General features: G+C 71.8%; 26 protein-coding genes. 11 read left to right on the top strand and 15 right to left on the bottom strand.

Annotated features, from left to right (window positions below; genetic code table 11):
- Positions 1 to 8: 8 nt before the first annotated feature.
- Genes EUA93_RS12330 through EUA93_RS12320 form a run of 3 tightly spaced genes read right to left on the bottom strand, consistent with a single transcriptional unit; the run spans position 9 to position 1,608 of the window.
- On the bottom strand, positions 9 to 359 hold the full coding sequence (locus tag EUA93_RS12330; RefSeq protein ID WP_129400406.1) for a hypothetical protein: 351 nt from the start codon (positions 357 to 359) through the stop codon (positions 9 to 11).
- Positions 356 to 1,267 carry an N-acetyl-1-D-myo-inositol-2-amino-2-deoxy-alpha-D-glucopyranoside deacetylase gene (mshB, locus tag EUA93_RS12325; RefSeq protein WP_129400405.1) on the bottom strand — a complete coding sequence of 304 codons (912 nt, stop codon included), beginning with the start codon at positions 1,265 to 1,267 and terminating at the stop codon, positions 356 to 358. Before mshB ends, EUA93_RS12330 begins: the two co-directional genes overlap by 4 nt.
- Before the next feature lie 5 nt (positions 1,268 to 1,272).
- Positions 1,273 to 1,608 (bottom strand): hypothetical protein, encoded by a 336-nt coding sequence (locus EUA93_RS12320; RefSeq protein WP_129400404.1) that lies wholly within the window; start codon positions 1,606 to 1,608, stop codon positions 1,273 to 1,275.
- On the opposite strand from EUA93_RS12320, the gene EUA93_RS12315 reads away from it, so the two are divergent.
- Positions 1,607 to 2,710, top strand: a complete 1,104-nt coding sequence (locus tag EUA93_RS12315; RefSeq protein WP_129400403.1) for a hypothetical protein — start codon at positions 1,607 to 1,609, stop codon at positions 2,708 to 2,710. The genes EUA93_RS12320 and EUA93_RS12315 overlap by 2 nt on opposite strands.
- A gap of 44 nt (positions 2,711 to 2,754) precedes the next feature.
- Here the strand turns inward: EUA93_RS12315 and EUA93_RS12310 are convergent, their stop codons facing one another.
- Genes EUA93_RS12310 through EUA93_RS12295 form a run of 4 tightly spaced genes read right to left on the bottom strand, consistent with a single transcriptional unit; the run spans position 2,755 to position 6,678 of the window.
- On the bottom strand, positions 2,755 to 3,573 hold the full coding sequence (locus EUA93_RS12310) for a thioesterase family protein (RefSeq protein WP_129400402.1): 819 nt from the start codon (positions 3,571 to 3,573) through the stop codon (positions 2,755 to 2,757).
- A gap of 25 nt (positions 3,574 to 3,598) precedes the next feature.
- A complete protein-coding gene (locus EUA93_RS12305; RefSeq protein ID WP_129400401.1) occupies positions 3,599 to 4,657 on the bottom strand; it encodes a glycoside hydrolase family 43 protein in 1,059 nt (352 codons plus the stop codon).
- A gap of 18 nt (positions 4,658 to 4,675) precedes the next feature.
- Positions 4,676 to 5,998 carry a cytochrome P450 gene (locus EUA93_RS12300; RefSeq protein ID WP_129400400.1) on the bottom strand — a complete coding sequence of 441 codons (1,323 nt, stop codon included), beginning with the start codon at positions 5,996 to 5,998 and terminating at the stop codon, positions 4,676 to 4,678.
- Positions 5,995 to 6,678, bottom strand: coding sequence for a lysoplasmalogenase (locus EUA93_RS12295; protein ID WP_129400399.1), 684 nt, complete (start codon positions 6,676 to 6,678; stop codon positions 5,995 to 5,997). Before EUA93_RS12295 ends, EUA93_RS12300 begins: the two co-directional genes overlap by 4 nt.
- 32 nt (positions 6,679 to 6,710) lie before the next feature.
- Here EUA93_RS12295 and EUA93_RS12290 point away from each other — a divergent pair, with 32 nt between their 5' ends.
- From EUA93_RS12290 to EUA93_RS12275, 4 genes are read left to right on the top strand one after another with little or no spacing between them, the layout of a single operon-like run.
- Entirely contained in the window at positions 6,711 to 7,046 is a 336-nt protein-coding gene (locus tag EUA93_RS12290; RefSeq protein WP_207208673.1) for a DUF3054 domain-containing protein, read from the top strand.
- Positions 7,033 to 8,241 (top strand): MFS transporter, encoded by a 1,209-nt coding sequence (locus EUA93_RS12285; protein ID WP_207208672.1) that lies wholly within the window; start codon positions 7,033 to 7,035, stop codon positions 8,239 to 8,241. Before EUA93_RS12290 ends, EUA93_RS12285 begins: the two co-directional genes overlap by 14 nt.
- A 24-nt stretch (positions 8,242 to 8,265) precedes the next feature.
- Complete coding sequence (locus tag EUA93_RS12280; RefSeq protein ID WP_242497349.1) at positions 8,266 to 9,192, top strand: carbohydrate kinase family protein; 927 nt, start codon at positions 8,266 to 8,268, stop codon at positions 9,190 to 9,192.
- Complete coding sequence (locus EUA93_RS12275; RefSeq protein WP_129400396.1) at positions 9,176 to 10,078, top strand: pseudouridine-5'-phosphate glycosidase; 903 nt, start codon at positions 9,176 to 9,178, stop codon at positions 10,076 to 10,078. The genes EUA93_RS12280 and EUA93_RS12275 overlap by 17 nt, the downstream gene beginning before the upstream one ends.
- 10 nt (positions 10,079 to 10,088) lie before the next feature.
- Here EUA93_RS12275 and EUA93_RS12270 read toward each other — a convergent pair whose 3' ends face one another.
- Entirely contained in the window at positions 10,089 to 10,484 is a 396-nt protein-coding gene (locus tag EUA93_RS12270; RefSeq protein WP_129400395.1) for a YccF domain-containing protein, read from the bottom strand.
- A 47-nt stretch (positions 10,485 to 10,531) separates the two neighbouring features.
- On the opposite strand from EUA93_RS12270, the gene EUA93_RS12265 reads away from it, so the two are divergent.
- Together EUA93_RS12265 and EUA93_RS12260 are read left to right on the top strand one after the other, a co-directional pair.
- Positions 10,532 to 10,951, top strand: coding sequence for a VOC family protein (locus EUA93_RS12265; protein WP_129400394.1), 420 nt, complete (start codon positions 10,532 to 10,534; stop codon positions 10,949 to 10,951).
- Positions 10,948 to 11,514, top strand: coding sequence for a GNAT family N-acetyltransferase (locus tag EUA93_RS12260; RefSeq protein WP_242497348.1), 567 nt, complete (start codon positions 10,948 to 10,950; stop codon positions 11,512 to 11,514). The genes EUA93_RS12265 and EUA93_RS12260 overlap by 4 nt, the downstream gene beginning before the upstream one ends.
- Before the next feature lie 7 nt (positions 11,515 to 11,521).
- Here the strand turns inward: EUA93_RS12260 and EUA93_RS12255 are convergent, their stop codons facing one another.
- The 3 genes from EUA93_RS12255 to EUA93_RS12245 form a co-directional block, all read right to left on the bottom strand.
- On the bottom strand, positions 11,522 to 12,367 hold the full coding sequence (locus tag EUA93_RS12255) for an alpha/beta fold hydrolase (RefSeq protein ID WP_129400393.1): 846 nt from the start codon (positions 12,365 to 12,367) through the stop codon (positions 11,522 to 11,524).
- 55 nt (positions 12,368 to 12,422) lie between these two features.
- The gene (locus EUA93_RS12250) at positions 12,423 to 13,049 is read right to left on the bottom strand and encodes an NADPH-dependent F420 reductase (protein WP_129400392.1); all 627 of its coding nucleotides are present in this window, start codon (positions 13,047 to 13,049) and stop codon (positions 12,423 to 12,425) included.
- 90 nt (positions 13,050 to 13,139) lie between these two features.
- Positions 13,140 to 14,495, bottom strand: a complete 1,356-nt coding sequence (locus EUA93_RS12245) for a ferric reductase-like transmembrane domain-containing protein (protein ID WP_165355147.1) — start codon at positions 14,493 to 14,495, stop codon at positions 13,140 to 13,142.
- 179 nt (positions 14,496 to 14,674) lie between these two features.
- Between EUA93_RS12245 and EUA93_RS12240 the strand changes: the two genes are divergently transcribed.
- The 3 genes from EUA93_RS12240 to EUA93_RS12235 all read left to right on the top strand — a co-directional run bounded on the left by EUA93_RS12240 (position 14,675) and on the right by EUA93_RS12235 (position 16,009).
- Positions 14,675 to 14,917, top strand: a complete 243-nt coding sequence (locus tag EUA93_RS12240; protein WP_129400390.1) for a DUF6458 family protein — start codon at positions 14,675 to 14,677, stop codon at positions 14,915 to 14,917.
- On the top strand, positions 14,914 to 15,060 hold the full coding sequence (locus EUA93_RS21595; RefSeq protein WP_165355146.1) for a hypothetical protein: 147 nt from the start codon (positions 14,914 to 14,916) through the stop codon (positions 15,058 to 15,060). The genes EUA93_RS12240 and EUA93_RS21595 overlap by 4 nt, the downstream gene beginning before the upstream one ends.
- 73 nt (positions 15,061 to 15,133) lie before the next feature.
- Positions 15,134 to 16,009, top strand: coding sequence for a serine/threonine-protein kinase (locus EUA93_RS12235; RefSeq protein WP_129400389.1), 876 nt, complete (start codon positions 15,134 to 15,136; stop codon positions 16,007 to 16,009).
- Positions 16,010 to 16,020: 11 nt separating this feature from the next.
- On the opposite strand, the gene EUA93_RS12230 is transcribed toward EUA93_RS12235, so the two are convergent.
- Positions 16,021 to 16,620, bottom strand: coding sequence for an RNA polymerase sigma factor (locus EUA93_RS12230; RefSeq protein ID WP_129400388.1), 600 nt, complete (start codon positions 16,618 to 16,620; stop codon positions 16,021 to 16,023).
- Positions 16,621 to 16,725: 105 nt separating this feature from the next.
- On the opposite strand from EUA93_RS12230, the gene EUA93_RS12225 reads away from it, so the two are divergent.
- A complete protein-coding gene (locus EUA93_RS12225; protein WP_129400387.1) occupies positions 16,726 to 17,352 on the top strand; it encodes a hypothetical protein in 627 nt (208 codons plus the stop codon).
- 66 nt (positions 17,353 to 17,418) lie between these two features.
- Here EUA93_RS12225 and EUA93_RS12220 read toward each other — a convergent pair whose 3' ends face one another.
- The 3 genes from EUA93_RS12220 to EUA93_RS12210 form a co-directional block, all read right to left on the bottom strand.
- The gene (locus tag EUA93_RS12220; RefSeq protein ID WP_129400386.1) at positions 17,419 to 18,678 is read right to left on the bottom strand and encodes an FAD-binding domain-containing protein; all 1,260 of its coding nucleotides are present in this window, start codon (positions 18,676 to 18,678) and stop codon (positions 17,419 to 17,421) included.
- 106 nt (positions 18,679 to 18,784) lie between these two features.
- Complete coding sequence (gene ychF / locus EUA93_RS12215) at positions 18,785 to 19,861, bottom strand: redox-regulated ATPase YchF (RefSeq protein ID WP_129400385.1); 1,077 nt, start codon at positions 19,859 to 19,861, stop codon at positions 18,785 to 18,787.
- A gap of 99 nt (positions 19,862 to 19,960) precedes the next feature.
- Positions 19,961 to 20,776 carry a zinc metalloprotease gene (locus EUA93_RS12210; RefSeq protein WP_129400384.1) on the bottom strand — a complete coding sequence of 272 codons (816 nt, stop codon included), beginning with the start codon at positions 20,774 to 20,776 and terminating at the stop codon, positions 19,961 to 19,963.
- Positions 20,777 to 20,939 lie beyond the last annotated feature (163 nt).

The following is a 20,939-nucleotide window of genomic DNA, read 5'->3' as shown; positions in this document are numbered from 1 at the left end:
CGGCGAGTCTAGGCAGACGAGGCCGCATCCCCGGGATCCGCGGCGCGTCCCCTGCCGGACGCCATCGTGGCCAGTGCCGCGACCAGCAGCACGAACGAGCCCGCGATGTAGGACCAGCCCTCGGCGTCGGAGGAGATCAGGAAGCCGCCGGCCGGCCGCTCCAGCGCACCCCGCGCGACCGGGACGCACCAGCCGAGCGCGAACGCGACGCGGAGGACGCCGGGCGCCAGCCAGGCGAGCGCGGCGAGACCGCTCACCAGCGCGAGCGCCAGCCCCCACCAGTACTGGTGCAGCAGCGTGCCGGCAGCGCCGGAGACCACGCCGACCGCCAGTGCGACCGGGACGAGCAGCGTCCTCACAGACCGGCGAAGAGGTCCTCCTCGAACCCGTCGGCGCCGATCTTGCCGGGGGTGCCCTTGACCAGGCGGAAGTACTCGTCGGACCACCAGGAGTGGCCGCTCTCGGCGCCGGAGAAGAAGTGTCCGTCCTGCTCGACCTGCGTGTCGTGCTTGGCGAGGGCGTCCATCTTGCGCTGGACCTGCGCGGAGCCGTCCACGCGGGCGCTGATGAGCTCGTCGGGGGTGACGAACGGCGGCAGCTTGCCGTCGGGCTCCATGCCCTTGAACGTCTCGGTGTCACCCGAGTCGCGCAGCTGGCGCAGGCTCTCGCGCATCCGCGACTCGCTCATCGCGGTCCAGTAGATCTTCGCGACGTCGTGGGGCTTGCCGAGGTCGAGCTTGTACGACGGCGCTGCCGCCAGCTGGGCGGCGTACATCGCGACGCGGTGCGACTGGATGTGGTCGGGGTGGCCGTAGCCGCCGAACTCGTCGTAGGTCACCAGCACCTGCGGGCGGACCTCGCGGATCACCTTCACCAGCTCGTCGGCCGCGACGTTGAGGTCGGCGGTCCAGAAGGCGTTGTCGGGGATGGTCTCGGCGGCGATGGCGTGGCCGTCCTCGTGCCAGGCCATGCCGGAGTCGTGGAAGCGGCCGAAGCCGCCCAGGAAGCGGTGGTCGGTGACGCCGAGGACCTTCATCGCCTCGTCGAGCTCGCCTCGCCGGTGCTCGCCGAGCCCGCCGTCCTTCTCGAAGGCCAGGTGCTCCAGCTCCGGGACGAGCACCTCGCCCATCTCGCCGGCCGTGCAGGTCACGAGGGTGACGCCGACGCCCTCGTCGACGTAGCGGGCCATCGTGGCCCCGGTGCCGATGCACTCGTCGTCGGGGTGGGCGTGGACGAGCAGGATGCGGTGCTCGGGGTTCTGCGACATGTACCTCAGCCTAGGTCGGGGCGCTTGATCCTCGTGGGCGCCGTCGGTAGGTGCAACGGCGGGAGGGGGTCGCTGTGTTCCTCACCCTCGTCGAGCCACCCGTCGTGGGTGTCCACGAGGACCTCGAGCATGAACGCCGGCGCGTCGCTGACGACGGCCCACGGGTGGTCCTCGTCATCGTCCTCCCCCGCCAGCCGCTCCCGCTCGACGTGCGCCTTGAACCCGTCCGCCCGCAGCCGTACGACGACCGCCTGCGCGTCGTCCTCGTCGAAGAAGATGGCCCTCACGCCCCCATCCTCCCTCCTCCTCCTGGCGTGGTCCGCGGCTATGGTCGGGGTCATGTCGACAGCGTCGGAGTCGCCGTTCGTGCAGGGGATCCACCTGCAGCGCACGGACGAGAACGTCCGCGAGATCGACGCGCTGGCCGGGCTGGTGGGTACGACGACCGGGCTGGGCGGGCTGCTCGGCGACCTGAAGTACGCCGTCCGCCGCTCGCGGGCGCCGCGGCTGCTGGGCCGGGCGGTGCGCGAGGCGTGGCGCTGGGACGACCACGACGAGCGCGACGAGCTCTGGTACCCCCAGGGCATCTCGACGAGTGCGGACTCCTCGGACACCGGCGACATCGACGGCCGCCGGGTCGTGGTGACGACCTGGTACTCCACGGGCAAGGACGGCATCAAGCGAGGCTCACGGGTGACCTTCGTCGACCTGGACTCGGGCGCCTACCGCCACGTCCTGCTCGTCTCGCCGGTCTTCGACAAGGCCGGCAACCTGACGCTCCGGCCGATGAACATCCACGCCGGCGGCATCGTCTGGGCCGGGCCCTACCTCCACGTCGCGGCCACCGGCCGGGGCTTCGTGACCGCCCGCGTCGACGACATCATGCGGGTCGCCGGGGACGACGACCACCCCGACCAGCTCGGCATCGAGGGCCACACGCTCTCGTCGTTCGGCCACCGCTACGTGCTGCCGGTGCGCTTCACCTACCAGGCCTTCACCGACGACGGCCACGAGAAGCTGCGCTACTCCTTCATGTCGCTCGACCGTCGCTCGGACCCGCCTGCCCTCGTCGCCGGTGAGTACGCCCTCGGCGCCTCCGCCACCACCCGGCTCGCCCGCTACCGGCTCGACCCGGAGACGTGGCAGCTGGCCGTCGGCGACGACGGGTTCTCGCGACCGCTGGCCATCGACGACGGCGGCGTGCGCCAGATGCAGGGTGCGGTCATCGCGGCGGGGCGCTACCACGTGACGGTGTCGCACGGCCCGTGGATGCCCGGGAGCGTGTACGCCGGCGAGCCCGGCTCGATGGAGCGGCACCGCTGGGCGCTCCCGATGGGCCCGGAGGACCTGTCCTACTGGCCCTCCACCGACCGCCTCTGGTCGCTCACCGAGCACCCCCGCCGCCGCTGGATCGTGTCGATGGACCGGGCCTGGTTCGACTGACCGGACCGTGAGTCTCTCGGAGACTCACGGTCGAGCGCGCCGGTTCAGGGCCGTGGCTGCATGGCGAGCTGGCGGCTCTGGGCGACGAGGCGGCCGGCCGTGTCCCAGACCTCGCAGTCCTCCTCGAACAGGCCTCCCGCCAGGTTGCGGGTGCGGTGCGAGACCCGGAGCCAGCCGGGCGCGGGGACGGCGCGGACGTGCACCGTCAGCTCGAGCGTCGGGGCCCAGCCGGGGCGGCCGAGGTCGAAGGTCACGGGTGGCAGCGCGTCGCAGACCATCAGGAGACCGACCGCGTCGAGCGGGTGGCCGTCGACCATCCTCAGCCACGCCTGGATGTGCCCGTTGCCGCTCGGCCTCCCCGTCGCCCAGCCGATGCAGGCCGGGTCGAAGCGCAGGTCGAACCGGTCCATCACCGGCGCGATCCGGCGCGTCTCCTCGGGAGCGAGCGAGCCCGGGACGCACTCCTCGAGCGGAGGCAGCGCGGGCTCGACCGCGGTCGTCGCGACGTCCGACGGCATCGCCCTCAGGTCGCCGTACGTCGCGAGCACGGAGATCCGCGTGGTGCCCTCCTGGCCGAGCTCGGCAGCCACCGTCGCGACCGTGCCGCCCTCGCGGAGCACACGGGTCGAGACCTGCGCGGGCCCGGGGCGGGAGGCCGAGAGGTAGTAGGCGCTCACCGAGAGCGGGTGCGGCTTCGCGGGCACCGACGCGGCGATCGCGCGGCCGACGACGCCGAGGACGTAGCCGCCGTTGACTCCCCCACCCACGACCCAGCCGGGGTCGAGCACGGCGTCGAAGACACCGTCACCGGCCGGGCTGATCGCGGTGTGGGTGTCCCACTCGGAGGTCACGTCAGGAGCCATGCTCGCGAGCCTAGGAGACCGTCGATCAACGGGGCCGGAGCCAGCCGGTGACCTCGGGCACACCCGCCACCCAGCGCAGCCGGGCGGCGTACATCGCCCGTCGTCCGCGCTCGCGCGGCTTGTGGTCCCACTTGCCACGACCGACGCAGGGCAGCGCGGTGCCGCGACAGGTCCAGCCGTGGAGGAAGGCGAGGTCGCGCCCGCCGCGCCCCGACACGAGGTCGGCGCCACCGGGACCGCAGAGCCGGGTCGAGTCGGTGTCGAGCAGCAGCCCGCTCGCGGCGGCCGTCCAGTCGAGCAGCGACGCCGAGCGGAACCACGTCGTGCGATAGCTGCACTTCGTCCAGTCGCCCTCCGAGGCCAGCAGCACGTAGCCACCGTCGCGGCGCACCAGCACCGGGTTCTCCACGACGTCGGCCGATCGCAGCAGCTCGACGCTGGTCGCACCCGACCGCACCGCCTGCCCGTCCCGCGTCAGCGCGACGAGGCGGATCGTCGACGGGAGGCGGTCGGTCTTGTAGAGGAGGTACGACGCCCCGTCGGCGTCGCGGAACCACGACGGGTCGATGACGCCGGCGCGCGGCAACGTCGGATCACGCGGCAGGAGCGGGTCCTGCGCGGAGGGTGCGTTGGCGTACGACGGGCACACGAGCGGTCGCGACCCCACCGGGCGGAACGGCCCACGGGCCGACGACGAGCGCGCGACGCCGATGCACCGCCCGTGCTCGCCCATCCCGCGCACGGGCGTCGCGTAGTAGAGCAGCCACTGGCCGCGCACCCGCGCCACGTCGACCGCCCAGACGCCTCCGTCGCGCGACCACTTCGGACGCTGGGTCAGCAGCGCAGCACCGCGCTGCCACGGCCCGTCGGCCCGGCGCGACCAGGCGTGCGGCACGCGGTCGCCGGTGGCGTACGCGACGAGGCCGTCCGGCGTCGAGACGACCGCGGGGTCGGGGAAGTCGACGTTGAGCACCGGACGCGGGACCGGGTCCGCGGCGGAGGCCGACCCGGCGAGGGAGACAACCGCGAGCGAGAGGGCGCACGCCAGCCCCGCGAGCAGGCGGTGGGCTCCCCGGTCAGGCACCGGCGGAACCTATCGCGCTCAGGGACGCAGCGTCGCGGGAAGCGTCTCGAATCCCCTGAGGATGCGCGTCTCGCGGCGACGGGCACCGGCCTCGAGCCGCAGGTCGGGGTAGCGCTGCCAGATCGTGCGGAGCCCGACCTCGCCCTCCATCCGGGCGAGCTGGGCGCCGAGGCAGTGGTGCCGACCGGCGGAGAAGGCGATGTGCTCGCGCGCGTTGGCGCGGCCGACGTCGAACCGCAGCGGGTCGGCGAAGACCTCGGGATCGCGGTTGGCCCCGCCGAGGATCGCGGTGACCATCGACCCGGCCCGCACGTCCTGCCCGGCCAGCTGCGTGTCCCGCACCGCCATCCGCCCGGTGAGCAGCACCGGCGGGTCGAGGCGCAGGGCCTCCTCGACGACGTTGGTCCACAGCGCCGGGTCGGCGGTGACGCGGTCGCGCTCGTCGGGGTGGTCGTGGAGCAGCGCGATGCCGTTGCCGAGCAGGTTGACGGTCGTCTCGAAGCCGGCGGCCAGCACCAGTCCGGCGGTCGCCCTGAGCTCGGTCTCGCTCAGGCCCTGGCCGTCCTCCTGGACGGTGACGAGCTGGCTGAGCAGGTCGTCACCGGGGTTGCGGCGCAGGTGGTCGAGGTGGTCACCCAGCCACGCGTCGAAGCGGGCGAGCGCCCGGTTCACCGAGCGGTAGCGGCGGTAGCCCAGTCCGAGGTCGAGGCTCGGCGCGGCGGCCTGCCCGAACTCGAGCACGCGCGCCCGGTCGGCCTCCGGCACCCCGAGGATCTCGGCGATGACGGTCACCGGCAGCACCGCGCAGTAGGTCTCGACGAGGTCGACCGGCCGGTCGGCGCGTGCCGACAGCTGGTCGAGGAGGTCGGCGGCGATCTCCTCGGTCCGCTCGCGCAGCCGCTCGACGGCCCGCATCGTGAAGACCCGCGTGACGAGCTTGCGGTAGCGCGTGTGGTCGGGCGGCTCGGTGACCAGCAGGGAGGGCGGCTCGACCGGGTGCAGCGTCGTCGGCGCCGCCCACCGCGCGATCCGACCGACCGGGCCCGTGTCGGCCGGGAAGCCGGTGCGGAAGTCGTCGCTGGTCAGCAGCTGGCGCACGGCGGAGTGACTGGTCGCGACGTGGCCGATCCGCGAGCGGTAGAGCGGCCCGCTCGCCCGGATCTCCTCGATCAGGTCGAAGACCTCGTCGGTGCCCGTCGACCCGACCCGGATCAGCCTGGCCTGGAGGTCCCCGCGCCCGGCCGCCCGGCGGAGGAACAGCGTCGGCAGGCCGTGCGACACGCTCCAGTGGACGCCGGACCGCACCTCTCGGGCGACCGGCAGTGCGGCGAGCGACGTCATGCGGTCGACTGTAACCCCGGTTTACGAACCGCGACAGCCGCCCGCGACCGCACGGCGACGACCAGCATCGTCTGCCCCACGACGTAGGTCAGCATCACCCAGAACGAGTGCGCCGGGAGGTCGAGCCCGGCGAAGGCGTGCAGCGCGATCAGCGCGTCGGAGAGCATGAAGACGGCGCCGCCGATCCCGCCGACGCGACCGAGGCCCGTGGAGAGGATCGCCATGGCCGTGATGGCGGCGCCGTAGACGACCACGGGGACGATCAGCGCGCCGGCGCCCTCGAAGCACAGCGCGATCAGCACGCCGCACGCCAGGAAGTAGGGAGCCGTCAGGGCAGGGCGCGTCACCAGTGGTTGGTCGAGCGAGCGGCGGAACGCGACCACGTAGGCCACCTGGGCGAGCAGGAAGCAGCCGATCATGGCGCCGAACGAGGCGTCCCCGTCCAGGAAGCGCGGCACGGTGTCGCCGAGCCACGAGAAGACCAGTGCGACCAGCGTGAGCCGCACGATCGGTGGTCGCGGCGCGGTCGTCCCGGCCACCAGCACCGCGGCCAGCGCGGGCATCAGCAGCGGCTGGGTGAGGGACGCGACGGTGCCCTCGGGGGCGACCAGCTGTGCGACCAGGTGGACGAGCGCGACCGCACCGAGGACGGCGTACGAGACCGCGCGCTGGACCAGCATGGCGGCAGCCTAGGGTCAGCAGCATGTGGCTGGTGGTCGATCTGGTGCTCGTCGGGATCTTCGCGGTGATCGGGCGGCTCAGCCACTACGGCACCCTGACCGCCGGCGGCTGGTGGACGACGGCATGGCCGTTCCTCGCCGGGACGCTCGTCGCGTGGGCCGCGCTCACCGCGACGAGGCGCCCGCCGGCGGCGATCACGTCCGGCATCGTGGTCTGGATCGGCGCACTGGTGGGCGGGATGCTGCTGCGCCAGGCGAGCGGCCAGGGCACCGCGACGTCGTTCGTCGTCGTGGCCACCCTCGTCCTCGGGGCGCTGCTCGTGCTGCCCCGGGTCGTGCCTAGAGTCGGTGCACGTGTCCGACGCTAGCTCCCGACCCCGCGCTTCGTCCGTCGTCCCCTTCGGGGTGCTCCTCGCAGCCGTCGTCCTCGTCTCGATCAACCTCCGCCCGGGGGCGTCGTCGCCGGGCCCGGTGCTGGAGGAGGTGCGCGACGGACTGGGCATGAGTGCCGGCGTCGCCGGTGCGATGACCGGCCTGCCAGGGCTCTGCTTCGGCCTCGTCGGCGCGGTGGCCGTCGGCTTCGCGCGGCGCGTCGGCATGACCGCGGCCGTGGCGATCGGCCTCACCGCGGCCGCCGCCGGCCTGCTCCTGCGCGTGACGACCGACAGCGTCCCTGTCTTCCTGGTCCTCACGGTCATCGCCCTGGCCGGCATGGCGATCGGCAACGTGATCGTCCCCGCGTGGATCAAGGCGCGCGGGCACGCGGTCGTGCTGATGACCGTCTACGGCACCGGTCTCGTCGTCGGCGGCACGATCGGCTCGCTGCTGACCGCGCCCGTCACCCAGTCGACCGACTCGTGGCGCACCGGCCTGGGGATGTGGGGTGTCGTGCTGCTGGTCGCGCTCCCGCTCTGGATCGGGCTCGCCCTGCGCGAGCGCCGCTCCCCCGTGGAGCACGCCGTCAGCGGTGAGGCTCCGCCCAGCGGCCGGATCGTCCACTCCCGCACCGCCGTCGGCCTGACGGTGCTCTTCGGCGTGCAGTCGATGCACGCCTACGTGCAGTTCGGCTGGCTGCCGTCGATCTTCCGGGATGCCGGGATCTCCGCGTCGGCGGCGGGCGCCCTCCAGGCGCTGCTGTCGGCGGTCGGCATCGTCGGCGCCCTCTTCATGCCGACCGTCATCGCCCGGAGCAAGGGGCTGCACGGCTGGATCTGGTCCTACGGCGTCACGCTGGCGCTCGGCTACCTCGGCCTCCTGGTCGCACCCGCCACCGTGCCGTGGCTCTGGGCGCTGCTGCTCGGCTACTCCGGCCTCGCCTTCCCGACCGCGATCGCCCTGATCACGGCCCGCACCCGGCACCCGTCGGTCACCGCCCAGCTCTCCGGTTTCGTGCAGCCGGTCGGCTACGCGCTCGCCGCGATCGGGCCCTTCGTCGTCGGCCTCATCCACGACGCCACGGGCGGCTGGTCGCTGGTCATCGTGCTGCTGGCGCTGACGTCCGTGCCGCTCACCCTCGCCGGCCTCCGCGTCGCCTCGCCGTCGTACGTCGACGACGAGCTCTGACGCCCCTCTGTCAGGATCTGCCCCGTGAAGCAGTGGGTGGTGGTCGTGGGCGGCACCAACATGGACGTCGTCGCGCGCACCACCGCGCCGCTCGTGCCCGCCACCAGCAACCCCGGACGGACCCGCATCTCCCCCGGCGGCGTGGGCCGCAACATCGCTGCCTGCCTCGGCCTGCTCGGCGTACCGGTCCGGCTCGTGTCGGCCGTCGGCGACGACGCCTTCGGCGACGAGGCGCTGCGGGTGACCGCCGCGTGCGGTGCCGACGTGTCGGCCGTACGACGCGCGCCGGGACGCACCGGCACCTACACCGCAGTCCTCGACGAGCGCGGCGAGCTGGTCTCGGCCGTGTCCGACATGGCGATCATCGACGAGCTCGAGCTCGACACCCTCCACCTCGACGACGCCGCGCTGGTCGTGGTCGACGGCAACCTCTCGCGCGGCCAGGTGGAGAAGGTCCTCGCAGCGGCGGCCGGGGCCGAGGTCCCGGTGGCCTTCGAGCCGGTGTCGGTCGCGAAGGCCGGCCGCCTGCACGACCTCGTGCGCGGGCTGTTCCTCGTGACGCCCAACTCCGACGAGGTCAGCGCCCTCACCGGACGCTTCCGCGACCCGTGGAGCGGCATCCACGACCTCCACGCCCGCGGCATCGAGCACGTGTGGCTGCGCGAGGGCGTGCGCGGGTCCTACGTCTGCAGCACCGCCCGGCCCACCTTCCACCTGCCCGCGATCCCGGTCGAGGTCGTCGACGTCACCGGGGCGGGCGACGCGATGCTCGCGGCGTGGATCGCGGCCTGGCTGCGCGGCGCCGACCCCGTCGAGGCCGCGCGCGACGGCCACCGTGCGGCCGCCGCCACGATCACCAGCCCCGACACCGTCCGAGCCGACCTGGCCGAGGCGATGGCCGCCTTCGAACCCCCGACCCCCCGAGAGGTGAGCGATGCTCACGATCACTGACGAGGTCCGCGACGCGCTCGCGTCCGGCCGGCCCGTCGTCGCGCTGGAGAGCACGATCATCAGCCACGGCATGCCCTACCCGCAGAACGTCGAGATGGCGCGCACCGTCGAGGGCATCGTCCGCGACGGCGGCGCGGTGCCGGCGACGATCGCGGTCCTGCACGGCAGGCCGACCATCGGCCTCTCCCCCGACGACCTCGAGCTGCTCGCCTCCGACACCTCCGTCATCAAGGTCTCCATCCGCGACCTGCCGTACGTCGTCTCGCGCGGGCTGCACGGCGCGACGACCGTCGCCTCGACGATGCGGCTGGCGGCCCTCGCCGGGATCGGAGTGTTCGTGACCGGTGGGCTCGGCGGCGTGCACCGCGGCGCGGAGACGTCGTACGACGTGTCGGCCGACCTCACCGAGCTCTCGACCACGTCGGTCGCGGTCGTCTGCGCCGGGGTGAAGAGCATCCTCGACATCGGCCTGACCCTGGAGAAGCTGGAGACCCTCGGGGTTCCGGTGCTGGGCTACGGCACCGACGAGTTCCCGTCGTTCTTCTCGCGCTCGTCGGGCTTCGGTGCGCCGATGAGGGTCGACACGCCCGCCGAGGTGGCCGCGCTGATGCAGGCCAAGTGGGGCCTGGGACTCGACGGGGGTGTCGTCGTGGCGAACCCGATCCCCGCCGAGGCCGAGATCCCCGCCGACGAGATCGGCGCGATCATCGAGCAGGCGCTCGGCGACATGGACCGGCTCGGGATCCGCGGCAAGGACGCGACGCCCTACCTCCTCGGGCGCATCGTCGAGATCACCGACGGCGAGTCGCTGAAGGCCAACATCGCGCTCGTCGAGCACAACGCGCGCCTCGGCGCCGCGATCGCGCGGGAGTACGCCGCGCGGTGAGGCAGCGGGCTCAGCGCACGTCGAACTCGCCCCGGCGCGTCGGCACGATGTCCTTGCCCAGCGGCGCCAGCGAGATCGGGATCAGCTTGAAGTCGGCCAGGCCGAGCGGGATGCCGATGATCGTGATGCACAGCGCGATGCCCGACAGGACGTGCGCGATCGCCAGCCACCACCCGGCGAGCACGAACCAGATCACGTTGCCGAGGAACGAGCCGACACCCGCCGACTGCTTGGCGACGACGGTCCGGCCGAACGGCCACAGCGCGAAGACCGCGATCCGGAACGACGCGACGGCCCAGGGGATCGTGATGATCGGGATGCAGAGCAGCACCCCGGCGAGGACGTAGGCGAGGAACAGCCAGAACCCGCCGAGCACCAGCCAGATGACGTTGAGCAGCAGTCGCACGAGGACGATCCAAGCAGACTCCGACTGCACAGTGCTTTGATCGGGGCATGGCCTCCCGACTCACCGAGCTCTCGATCGACTGCCACGACCCCGACCTGCTGGCCGACTTCTGGACGGCCGCGCTCGACTGGGTGGTGATCGACCGGGAGGCCGAGGGTCTCGTCGAGATCGGACCGGAGCGCCAGTCCGACCAGGCGCTGCTCGACGCCGTGCGCTCCGGGCCGGTGGCGCCGACGCTCTTCCTCGCGAAGGTGCCTGAGGACAAGGTCGCCAAGAACCGGATCCACTTCGACCTCTCCCCCGTCGACCGCTCCCGCGACGAGGAGGTCGAGCGGCTGCTGGCACTCGGCGCGACGCGGGCCGACGTCGGCCAGACCGGTGACGAGTCGTGGGTCGTGCTGGCCGACCCCGAGGGCAACGAGTTCTGCGTGCTCCGCAGCCTGGCGGCGGGCCACTTCTCGCTGTGAGCCTCACCCTCCACCTGCCCCTCGACACCTCACGACTGGTCCTCCGGCCGCACCGGATGTCCGACCTCGACGACCTGGCCCGCTTCCACGGCGACCCCGACGTGGTGCGCTACGTGCCGTGGCCGGTCCGCGACCGCGCGGCCACCGAGGAGACGCTGCGGGTCAAGCTCACCCAGACCGAGCTCGTCGCCCACGGACAGTGGCTGGTGCTCGCCGTCGAGGTCCGCGACACCGGACGGGTGGTCGGCGAGGTGCTGCTGAAGTGGGCCTCCGAGGCTCAGGGCGAGATCGGCTTCGCCCTCGCCCGTGACGGACAGGGGCAGGGGTACGCCGCCGAGGCCGCCACCGCGATGCTCCGCCTCGGCTTCGACGAGCTCGGCTTCCACCGGATCACCGCGGTCTGCATCGCGGAGAACGACGCCTCGGCCCGGCTGCTGGGTCGACTCGGCTTCCGGCAGGAGGCCCGGCTCGTCGACAACGTCCACTTCAAGGGCGCGTGGGCGACCCAGCTGGTGTTCGCCATGCTCGAGGACGAGTGGCGGTCCCGGGCCGAGCCGCGCTGACCGACCGTCAGGCCGCAGCCATGAAGTCGCGCAGCACGCGGGCGAAGCGGTCGGGGTCGTCGAGGTGCGGGAAGTGGCCGGCGCCCTCGAACAGCTCGACCTGACAGCCGGGCACGGCCTTCTGGGCGCTGATCGCGTGCCACGCGGGGATCATCCGGTCCTTCGACCCCCACACGATGAGGGTCGGCGGCGACTGCACCGCGCCGAGGTGGTCGTGGGCGCTGATGCTCTGGCCGCCGAAGTCGATCACGGCCCGGGTGGTGGCCAGGAAGGCTCGCCGGGACTCGCGGTCGCCGAGCGAGGTGAACCCCCGCCAGATCGCGCCGATGTCGGCCCCGGGACGCCAGCCGACCTTCTGCGCACCGCGTCCGAGAGCCTCGACGCGCTCCAGGACAGGGGCGGAGGCGATGACCCCGAGCACCTGCGCGGCGCCGGGCAGCGTCGCCGAGCGCAGGACCAGGTTCACCTCCCGCCCGAGGCCGCCGCTCGAGACCAGCACGAGGCGCTCCACGCGATCGGGGAACAGGTAGTAGAACTGCATCGCGATGCCCCCACCGAGCGAGTGCCCGACGAGGGTGACCCGTTCGATGCCCAGGTGGTCGAGGAGGTCTCGCAGCGTCGCCGCGTGCGAGCTCAGCGAGTAGTCGCCCGTCGGCTTCGCCGACTCCCCGTGCCCGAACAGGTCCGGTACGACGACACGGTGGTCGTCGTCGATGCGGTCCACGAGGTGCGACCACTGCCGCTGCGACCCCAGGATCCCGTGGATGAACAGCACCACCGGACCGGTGCCGCTGTCGACGTACGACAGCTCGTGCCCGTGGAGCTCGACCTTCTGCGGGGTCAGCCGGGCCATGGTCGTCATCCTTGCCGCCGTCGGTGGGGAGCTGGTCGCGTCACGGTAGACCGTGTCAGCCCGCGGCCACGGCCGCGCGCATGCCGTCGGCGTCGAGCTCGGCGCCGTAGGCCGGCTTGTCGCGGTCGAAGCGCCTGCCCTCGGCCAGCGGACCGGCGTCGACGACGTCGAAGCCGAATGAGTCGATCAGGTCGGTGACGACCTGCTTGGCGTCCGCGTCGTCGCCGGCGATCGCCAGCGCACGCCGGCCGGGGCCGGCAGGAGCACCCTCGGTGACGATGTGCGCGGCCTGGATCGCGTTGAACGCCTTCACGACCTTCGAGGTCGGCAGGTGGGCGGCGAGCATCTCGCTCACGGTCGTGCGACCCTCGTCGAGCTCGGCGTAGTGACCGTCGCGCTCGAAGTAGTAGTTGTTGGTGTCGATGACCACCTTGCCCGCGAGGGGCTCGACCGGCACGTCGAGGTAGGCCTTGAACGGGACGGTCACCACGACCAGGTCACCGGCCTCGGCCGCCTCCTGCGCCGTCGCGGCCCTCGCCCGGTCGCCGAGCTCTGCCACCAGGTCGGTCAGCGTCTCCGGGCCGCGTGAGTTGCTGAGCACGACGTCGTGCCCCTGCTCGATGGCCTTCCGAGCGATCGCCGTGCCGATGTGTCCACTGCCGATGAGTCCGATGGTCGTCATGATGGTGGAACGCCTGAGGCTGCGACGTGTTCCCCCGACGGGGCCGTTGTGCGGACGCTCACAGTGGTCGGTGCACTCGTCCTCGGCGGCTCACCAGCCGAACTCCTCGGTGTGCACGTCGCGATCGAGGACCCCGGCTGCGTCCGCGGCGCGACGTACGGCTGCCGCCCACCCGAACGGCCCGCAGACGACCACGTCGCGCTCGAGCAGGTCCGGCACCAGGCGCAGCAGCGCCTCGTGGTCGGACCCGTCGACGCCCCCGGGAAGCCACGAGCCACGAGCACGCCGGGGACCCGACAGGATCGTCATGTCCATCCCGTGCTGCTCCGCGAGCTCGTCCAGCTCGTCCTCGAAGAGAGCCTGGCTCGCGTCGGAGACGCGGTGGAGCAGGGCCACCTCCCCCGGCGCGAACCCGCCACCCTCGACCAGTGCGCGGAACGGGGTGATCCCCACCCCCGCGGCGAGCAGCAGGAGCCGCGGATGGCGGCGGCGCAGGTCGCCCAGTGCGCCGTACGGCCCCTCGATGGCGACCCGGGTGCCGGGCCGGAGTCCGGCCGCGTGCCGACCACCGTCGCCGTCGGTGGAGACCGTCACCCGCAGCCGATCGCCGGCCGGGGCCGACGACAGGGAGTACGGGTGTCCCCGCAGCCCCGCACGGCCGGCGAGGAAGCGCCAGACGAGGAACTGGCCGGGCCGTGCGCCCAGCTCGTCGAGGTTCCGGCCGGTCATCTCGACCGAGACGACGCCCGGCTGCTCCTCGCGGACCCGGTCGACCCTCAGGGCCGAACGCCTGGTCCGGTGGACCGGGACGAGCACCCGGAACCACACGACCGCGGCCAGCGTGACGAGGTAGAGGCTCCACCAGTAGACGCCGGTCCAGCCCCGGCCGAGCTCCCGGCCCACCAGCTGGTGCGGCAGCGCCAGCGCCATGCCGACGTACGCCCACAGGTGGAGCAGGTGCCAGGTCTCGTAGCGCAGCCAGCGTCGGACCTCGACGATCGACGAGACCACGACGAGCAGGACCATCGCGGTGCCGAGGCTGGCCGCCCACATCCACGGCTCGGCGACGTAGAGGCGGTAGAGCGCCGAACCCACGCGCCCGGGCTCGCGCGAGACTGCCTGCACCGTGAACAGCAGCACGTGCAGCACCATCAGCCACACCGACCACGAGCCCAGGCTCCGGTGCCACCGGGTCAGGAGCTGACGACCCCAGGCCCGTTCGAGCCACGGCAACCGGGCGAGCAGCAGCACCTGGAGCAGCATCAGGTTCGCCGACCACAACCCCGTGACGTCCGCCTCCTGGAGCCGTGGGGTCAACGGATCCGCGAGGTAGCCCACGACCTCGTCGAGGGACCGGTAGGCGATCGAGGTCGTGACCACCATCGTGGCCACGCCGGCCAGGACGAACACCCGCGCGACGGCCCGGTCGACCGTCGCCTGTCCCACGGCGCGAGTGTGCCACGGCGTACGACGACCTCCGCCGGCTGCGTGCGGTCCCGCCCTTGAGGGTGGTTTCGGCTCTGGCATGTAACGGCGCGACGTCGTCGTCACATGACATCAGCGAGGAACCACCTCGAGCGCCAACGGCGCTGTTGCCTGGCCCCACGGGCCACGAAGGAGTTGTCATGGGATACGGGTTCGGAGGATTCCTCCTGGTCGTCGGACTGGTGCTGGCCCTGGCCGTCGACGAGAGCGTGAGCGGGATCGACCTCACGATGGTGGGTTGGATCATGGCCGCGGTGGGAGCGGTGCTGATCGCGATCACCGCGCTCACGTGGAACACGGGTCGCCGCTCGCGGGCCGTGCAGACCGTCACCCACCCCGACGGGTCGCAGACGGTGCGCGAGAACCGGACCGACAACCTGTGAGGCGCCGTCCCACGCACCGCCAGGACATCTCACCCATCTCACCCATCTCACTGCCCACGGAGGCACCTGCCATGAACACACGCACCATCGCCATCGTCGCGCTCGTCCTCGTCGTCATCGTCCTGGCCTTCCTGCTCCTCTGACCGGGTCCTGCACCAACGAGCATGGTGGGGGAGGTCTGATGTCACGCTGGTCAGAACCGTCTGGCACGCACCGGTGACGCACACGAACGCCGAGCACCCGCGGGTGCTGGGCGGGCGGTACGACGTCATCGACCTCATCGGCCGTGGCGGGATGGCTCGCGTGTACCGCGCGCGTGACCGGGTCCTGGGGCGGGACGTGGCCGTGAAGGTCGTCAGCGACGTGACCGGCGACGTCCGCGACCAGTTCGTCAACGAGGCGCGCCTGCTGGCCCGGCTGTCGCACGAGTCGATCGTGACGCCGTACGACGCCGGACTCGACGACACCCCGCCCTGGCTGGTCCTCGAGCTCGTCGAGGGCCAGCCACTCTCCCAGGTCCTCGCACGAGGGCCGCTCGACCCCGTGGTCCTCGCCCGCCTCGCGACGCACGTCGCCTCAGGGCTGGCGCACGCCCATGCGGCCGGGGTCGTGCACCAGGACGTCAAGCCCGGCAACGTGATGGTCACCTCGACCGGCCAGGCGCGGCTCACCGACTTCGGCGTGGCTCGCCTCATGATCGGCGACACGTCGATCGAGGAGGACGGCCGTGTCGTCGGCACCGCCGCCTACATCGCTCCGGAGCAGCTGCGTGGTGACTCCGTGACAGGAGCCGTGGACGTCTACGCGCTGGGCCTGCTGATGCTCGAGGCGCTCACCGGCGAGCGCACCTTCAGCGGCGCGTCGGCGGAGGCGGCGATGGCGCGTCTGCATCACGGCCCGCTCATCCCGACATCTCTGCCCCGGGGGTGGCCGTCCCTCCTCGCGACCATGACGGCCCTGGATCCGCGCAGCCGGCCGAGCGCTCGAGACGTGGCGTCCCGGTTGCACGACCTGGGACTGGGCCGGTCGACGTCCGACGCTGACGACACACTCACCTTCACGGCTCTCGACACCACCGGCACCGCCATCTGACCACGCGGTCCTCACGACGAGGAGGTTGTCGTGGCGGGCTCCGTCGTCGACCCGGGCGCCTCACCCGCCGCGTCCAGCACCGAGCGCAGTCGACCCAGCGCCCGGTGCCGAGCTACCCGTACGGCCGTCGGTTTCATGCCCAGCGCACGAGCGGTGGCGGCGACGTCGAGGCCGGCGACGTCGATGCACGCCACGACCTCGGCCTCGCGCGCGCTCAGGTGGCCGAGCAGCTCGGCGACCGCCTCGTCGTGCTCGACCATCGCCGCAGGTGCGGTCGCGACCTCGCCGGTCCGCTCGCCGAGGAGCTGTGGCTCGACGGGATCCGTACGACGTCGGACGCCGGTGCGGTGATGGTTGCTGGAGTGGTTGCGAGCGATGGTGAAGAGCCAGCCGCCGAAGTCCTCGTCAGATCCGCTGAACTCGTGCACCTTCGTCGCCGCAGTGAGCCACGCCTCGGCCACGACGTCCTCGGGCGACGACGCCCAGTCCGACCGAGGGAGCACGCGCACCAACGCGGTGATGCGCGCACTGTGCAACCGGTAGAGACCACGCCAGCCCCACTCCTCGCCGGCACGTGCCGCCGAGACCAGCTTGCTGGATGTACGTCTCACCGTCGTCGCTTCTCATCGGAAGTCATCGGCCAGAGACGATGACGGGTGGGTGATCTGGAGCACCCGCAGCGTAACGATCCTGCGAGTTCGTGACATGTTGTGCACGTGGCAAGGATCAGATCACGCGCCGACGTCTCGCGCCTGCTGCGCGCGCCACGGCCGCCTGCCGAGCCCGGCGACGAGCTCGCCTCGCGCCTCGCAGATCTGGCAGCAGCTTCACGACCTGCCCCTGCCGCGCGGCGGCGCACCCGACGGCGAGCCGCCGTCCTCGGCGCCACCGCCACCGCACTTGCGCTGAGCGGAGGCCTCGGCGCCGCGTACGCCGTCGGGCTCGTCGAGACGCCTTGGACACCGACCCGACCGGCGCCGGTGGAATCCCCGACGGTCAGCACGGAGTCGGCCACACCGACGCCCCCCTCCCCCACACCGACAGCCGAGCCGTCGACGCCACCTGCCGACACCCGTGACCGCGGACATGGGCCCAAGCCCGGCAAGCACCACGGGCCCAAGCCCGGCCACGGGCCCAAGACCAACAACGGCCACGGGCCCAAGACCAACAACGGCTCCAAGCCCGGCAAGAGCCGCGGCCCCAAGACCAACAACGGCCACGGCCCCAAGACCAACAACGGCCACGGCCCCAAGACCAACAACGGCTCCAAGCCCGGCAAGAGCCGCGGCCCCAAGCCCGGCAACGGGCACGGGCACGGGCCGAAGAGGGACCGCACCCGCTGACGTGGGGTGCGTCGAAGCCCAGTGACGAGCGGGTGGGAGACGTCGTCACCCCGAGTTCTTCCCTGATCACAGTGCCGTCGGTGTCGGTCCCCCACCCACCTGTCGGTCCACCCCCTTGCGCCACGCGCTGTAGGAGGTGAGTCGCTGGTTGGTGGGCGCGGTCAGCCATGGCCAGGGGTACATGCCTGCGATCGTCACTGACGCCGAGTGTCGTGCGAAGCCGGGCACCGGGGCGAAGGTGGTCGCGAGTGGCGTGGCGGCCAGCTCTTCCGGCACCCGGCCGAGTCGGACCTCGACGTCGCGCCGTCCGGCCAGGTCAGCCAGGCACTCGGCGAGGAACACGAGTCGTTTGCTCGACAGCCGCAGCGAGTGCAGCAGCGGTTCGTCGAACACGAAGACCACCGGTAGGTCGGGGTGTGCTGCCAGGGCAGGATCGCGGTCGCCCAGTGACTCGGCGGTCAGCCAGACCGCTCGCGGGTCGCCTCGCAGGACGGGGGCGTCCGGTCCGGCGCCCGGCACCGCGACCTCCGACCGGTCGGCCATGTGGCTGCGTTCGACCGCGGGGCCGCGTGGTGCGTCGGGCCAGTCCTGGATCGGGCAGGCATCGCGCAACGGGCACGAGCGGCACAGCTGTGGCGCCCGCTTCTCGACCTGCCACCGGCTGAAGCCGTACGGCTTGCCCGTCCCCGTACCGATCGTCCATTGCCAGCCGAGTCGGTTGGCAGCGCGTGACCCGTCGAGCAGGTGCCGGAAGAAGTCGTCCTCCCCCTCCCGCCAGCTGCGTCCGTGTCGGACCGTCCAGTGCGAGGACCACCACATGCGAGTCTGGTTCACGAGCCAGCCGTCGTCCTCGAGCTCGCCGCGCAGCCACGACACGCAGGCCATCTCCTCGTCCCACTCCTGCTCGACGAGCCGGTGCGGCGGGTGGTACCGCAGGGGCTCGGCGAGAGCAGATCCGAGGCGGGCGTAGAGGTGACGAGCGAACTCCTGCCACAGCAGCTCGTCGCGGTATCGCCGGCGATCCTGCGGCGGTCCGTCGGCCACGGCGTCCCAGACCTCCGGCAGGCTCAGGAGCCCGTGCCGGATGTACGGCGACAGCCGGCTGGCACCGCGACGGCTCTCGGGCAGCACCGTCGAACGCGAGCGGGCGTAGGCGGTCACGTCGAGCGCTGCGAGTGCGGCGTCCGCCGCGGCCTGTCCCCCACGGTGACCACCGACACGAGTGCCGGCAGCTCCCTCCAGCGACAGGTGGCCCAGATGAGTCCCGACCCAGGCAGCCACACCGTCGGTGTCATCGACGTCGGGCAGCGGTGGGAGCAGAGGCACCACCACACTTTGTCACCCGGTGTCCCGGTCGACACGGTGACCGGGCCGGGAAGCGGCGCATCGCGACCGTGACCGACGCCTTCTGACCTGCGGAAACGTCGAAGCGTCAGACGTTGAAGCGGAACTCCACCACGTCGCCGTCGGCCATGACGTAGTCCTTGCCCTCCATGCGGACCTTGCCGGCCTCACGGGCCTTCAGCATCGAGCTCGCGGCCATCAGGTCGTCGAACGAGACGACCTCGGCCTTGATGAAGCCCTTCTGGAAGTCGGTGTGGATGACGCCGGCGGCCTCGGGGGCGGTGGCGCCCTTGGTGATCGTCCAGGCCCGCGTCTCCTTGGGACCGGCGGTCAGGTAGGTCTGCAGGCCGAGGGTGTCGAAGCCGACGCGGGCGAGCTGGTCGAGGCCGGACTCGGTGATGCCCATCTCGGCGAGCATCTCGTGGGCCAGGTCGTCGTCGTCCATCTCGGACAGGTCCGACTCGAACTTCGCGTCGAGGAAGATCGCCTCGGCGGGCGCGACGATCTCGCGCATCCGGTCCTTGAGGGTCTCGTCGGCGAGCTCGTCGGCGTCGCAGTTGAAGACGTAGATGAAGGGCTTGGCCGTCAGCAGCGACAGCTCGCGCAGCAGGGACCGGTCGATGTCGGTGGAGATGATCGGGGTGCCCGACTCGAGCGCCTCCTTGGCGGCGACGGCGGCGTCGAGGTTCGCCACGAGGTCCTTGACCTTGCGCGACTCCTTCTCCAGGCGGGCGATCGCCTTCTCGACCGTCTCGAGGTCGGCGAAGATCAGCTCGGTCTGGATGGTGGAGATGTCGTTGGCGGGGTTGACCTCGCCGTCGACGTGGGTGACGTCCTCGTCGCGGAAGACGCGCGTGACCTGGCAGATCGCCGCGGACTCACGGATGTGGGCGAGGAACTTGTTGCCCAGGCCCTCGCCCTGGGAGGCGCCGCGGACGATGCCGGCGATGTCGACGAACTCGACCGTCGCGGGCAGGACCTTGGCCGACTCGAAGACCTCGGCCAGCCTCGCGAGGCGCTCGTCCGGGACGCCCACGACCCCGACGTTGGGCTCGATCGTCGCGAACGGGTAGTTCGCCGCGAGGACGTCGTTCTTGGTCAGTGCGTTGAAGAGCGTCGACTTGCCCGCGTTGGGGAGACCGACGATGCCGATGGTGAGAGCCACGGGCCGGGAGTCTACGGGCGCAGCACCGGCTGGCACTAAATAGGACAGGGGCCCGGCCGAGCTGGCCGGGCCCCTCGCTCCGCGAGCGTCAGTGACGCATCAGGAGCCGTAGACCGACGCGACCCCTTCGCGGTCGGTGTCCGTCATCGACAGGTCGCTCGACGAGCCGTTGCACTGGGGGTAGTGCATGATCGAGGAGGAGTCGTACGGCGTCAGCGGACGCCAGTTGTTGTCCTCGAAGCAGGTGCCGGCCTCGGGCCGCGTGTGCTCGTGGCGGAAGCCCAGCACGTGACCGAGCTCGTGGGCCAGGATGTTGCTCGGCGTCCAGGAGCCGGCGCTCACCAGCGAGTCGTAGTTGACCAGGACGTTCTGCTGGGAGGCGGGGCTGCTCGGGAAGAACGCCCGAGCGATGTACGACGTGTCGCTGGTCGGCTCGACCGAGAAGAGCACCGAGCTGTTGGACGTCGTGCAGTTCGCGTCGGCCGAGGAGACGTAGGTGAAGCCCACACCGCTCGAGGCGGCTTCCCACTGGCCCGCGCCCGACTGCATGGCGGCGACCACGTCGGCCTTGCCCGCGCCGAAGTCGTCGCTCACGCAGTAGGTGAGGTTCGTGGCGTCGTCCCACAGGTCGTCCGCACCACCACTGGTGTTGACCACGAGCGAGGTGGAGCCGTCGCCCTTGCCGCTGGCGACCATCGAGTCGTAGTAGTCCTTCAGCAGGCGCTTGGAGGCGATGGTCTCGTCGCCGTTCACGATGTACTGGCCGGCGGCCTCGCGGAGGGTCGAGGCCTCGAACTCCTCGAAGCTCGGGACCTTGTCCTGGGCGGGTGCGGCGGTGGCCGGCGCCATCGTCAGGGCAAGTCCTCCTGCGGCGATCGCCGCGGCGAAGGACCGAGTGATGGTGCTTTTCGACATTGCTTCACTTCTTCCGGTTGGATTCGGTTGGCCCTTCCAACCTCCCCGGTCTAGACCGCATGGGGAAGGTGAACGGACGGTCAGGAAATTGCATTGCACAAACTTGCAAAACGGCCATCACGCGTGCGGCGACGTCTCGAACTGCACATCTTCACCACGCGCC

This window comes from Nocardioides oleivorans (genome assembly GCF_004137255.1).
GTDB lineage: Bacteria > Actinomycetota > Actinomycetes > Propionibacteriales > Nocardioidaceae > Nocardioides > Nocardioides oleivorans.
Note: the sequence above shows the minus strand (reverse complement) of the source record. Positions and strands in the feature narration are given on the sequence as shown.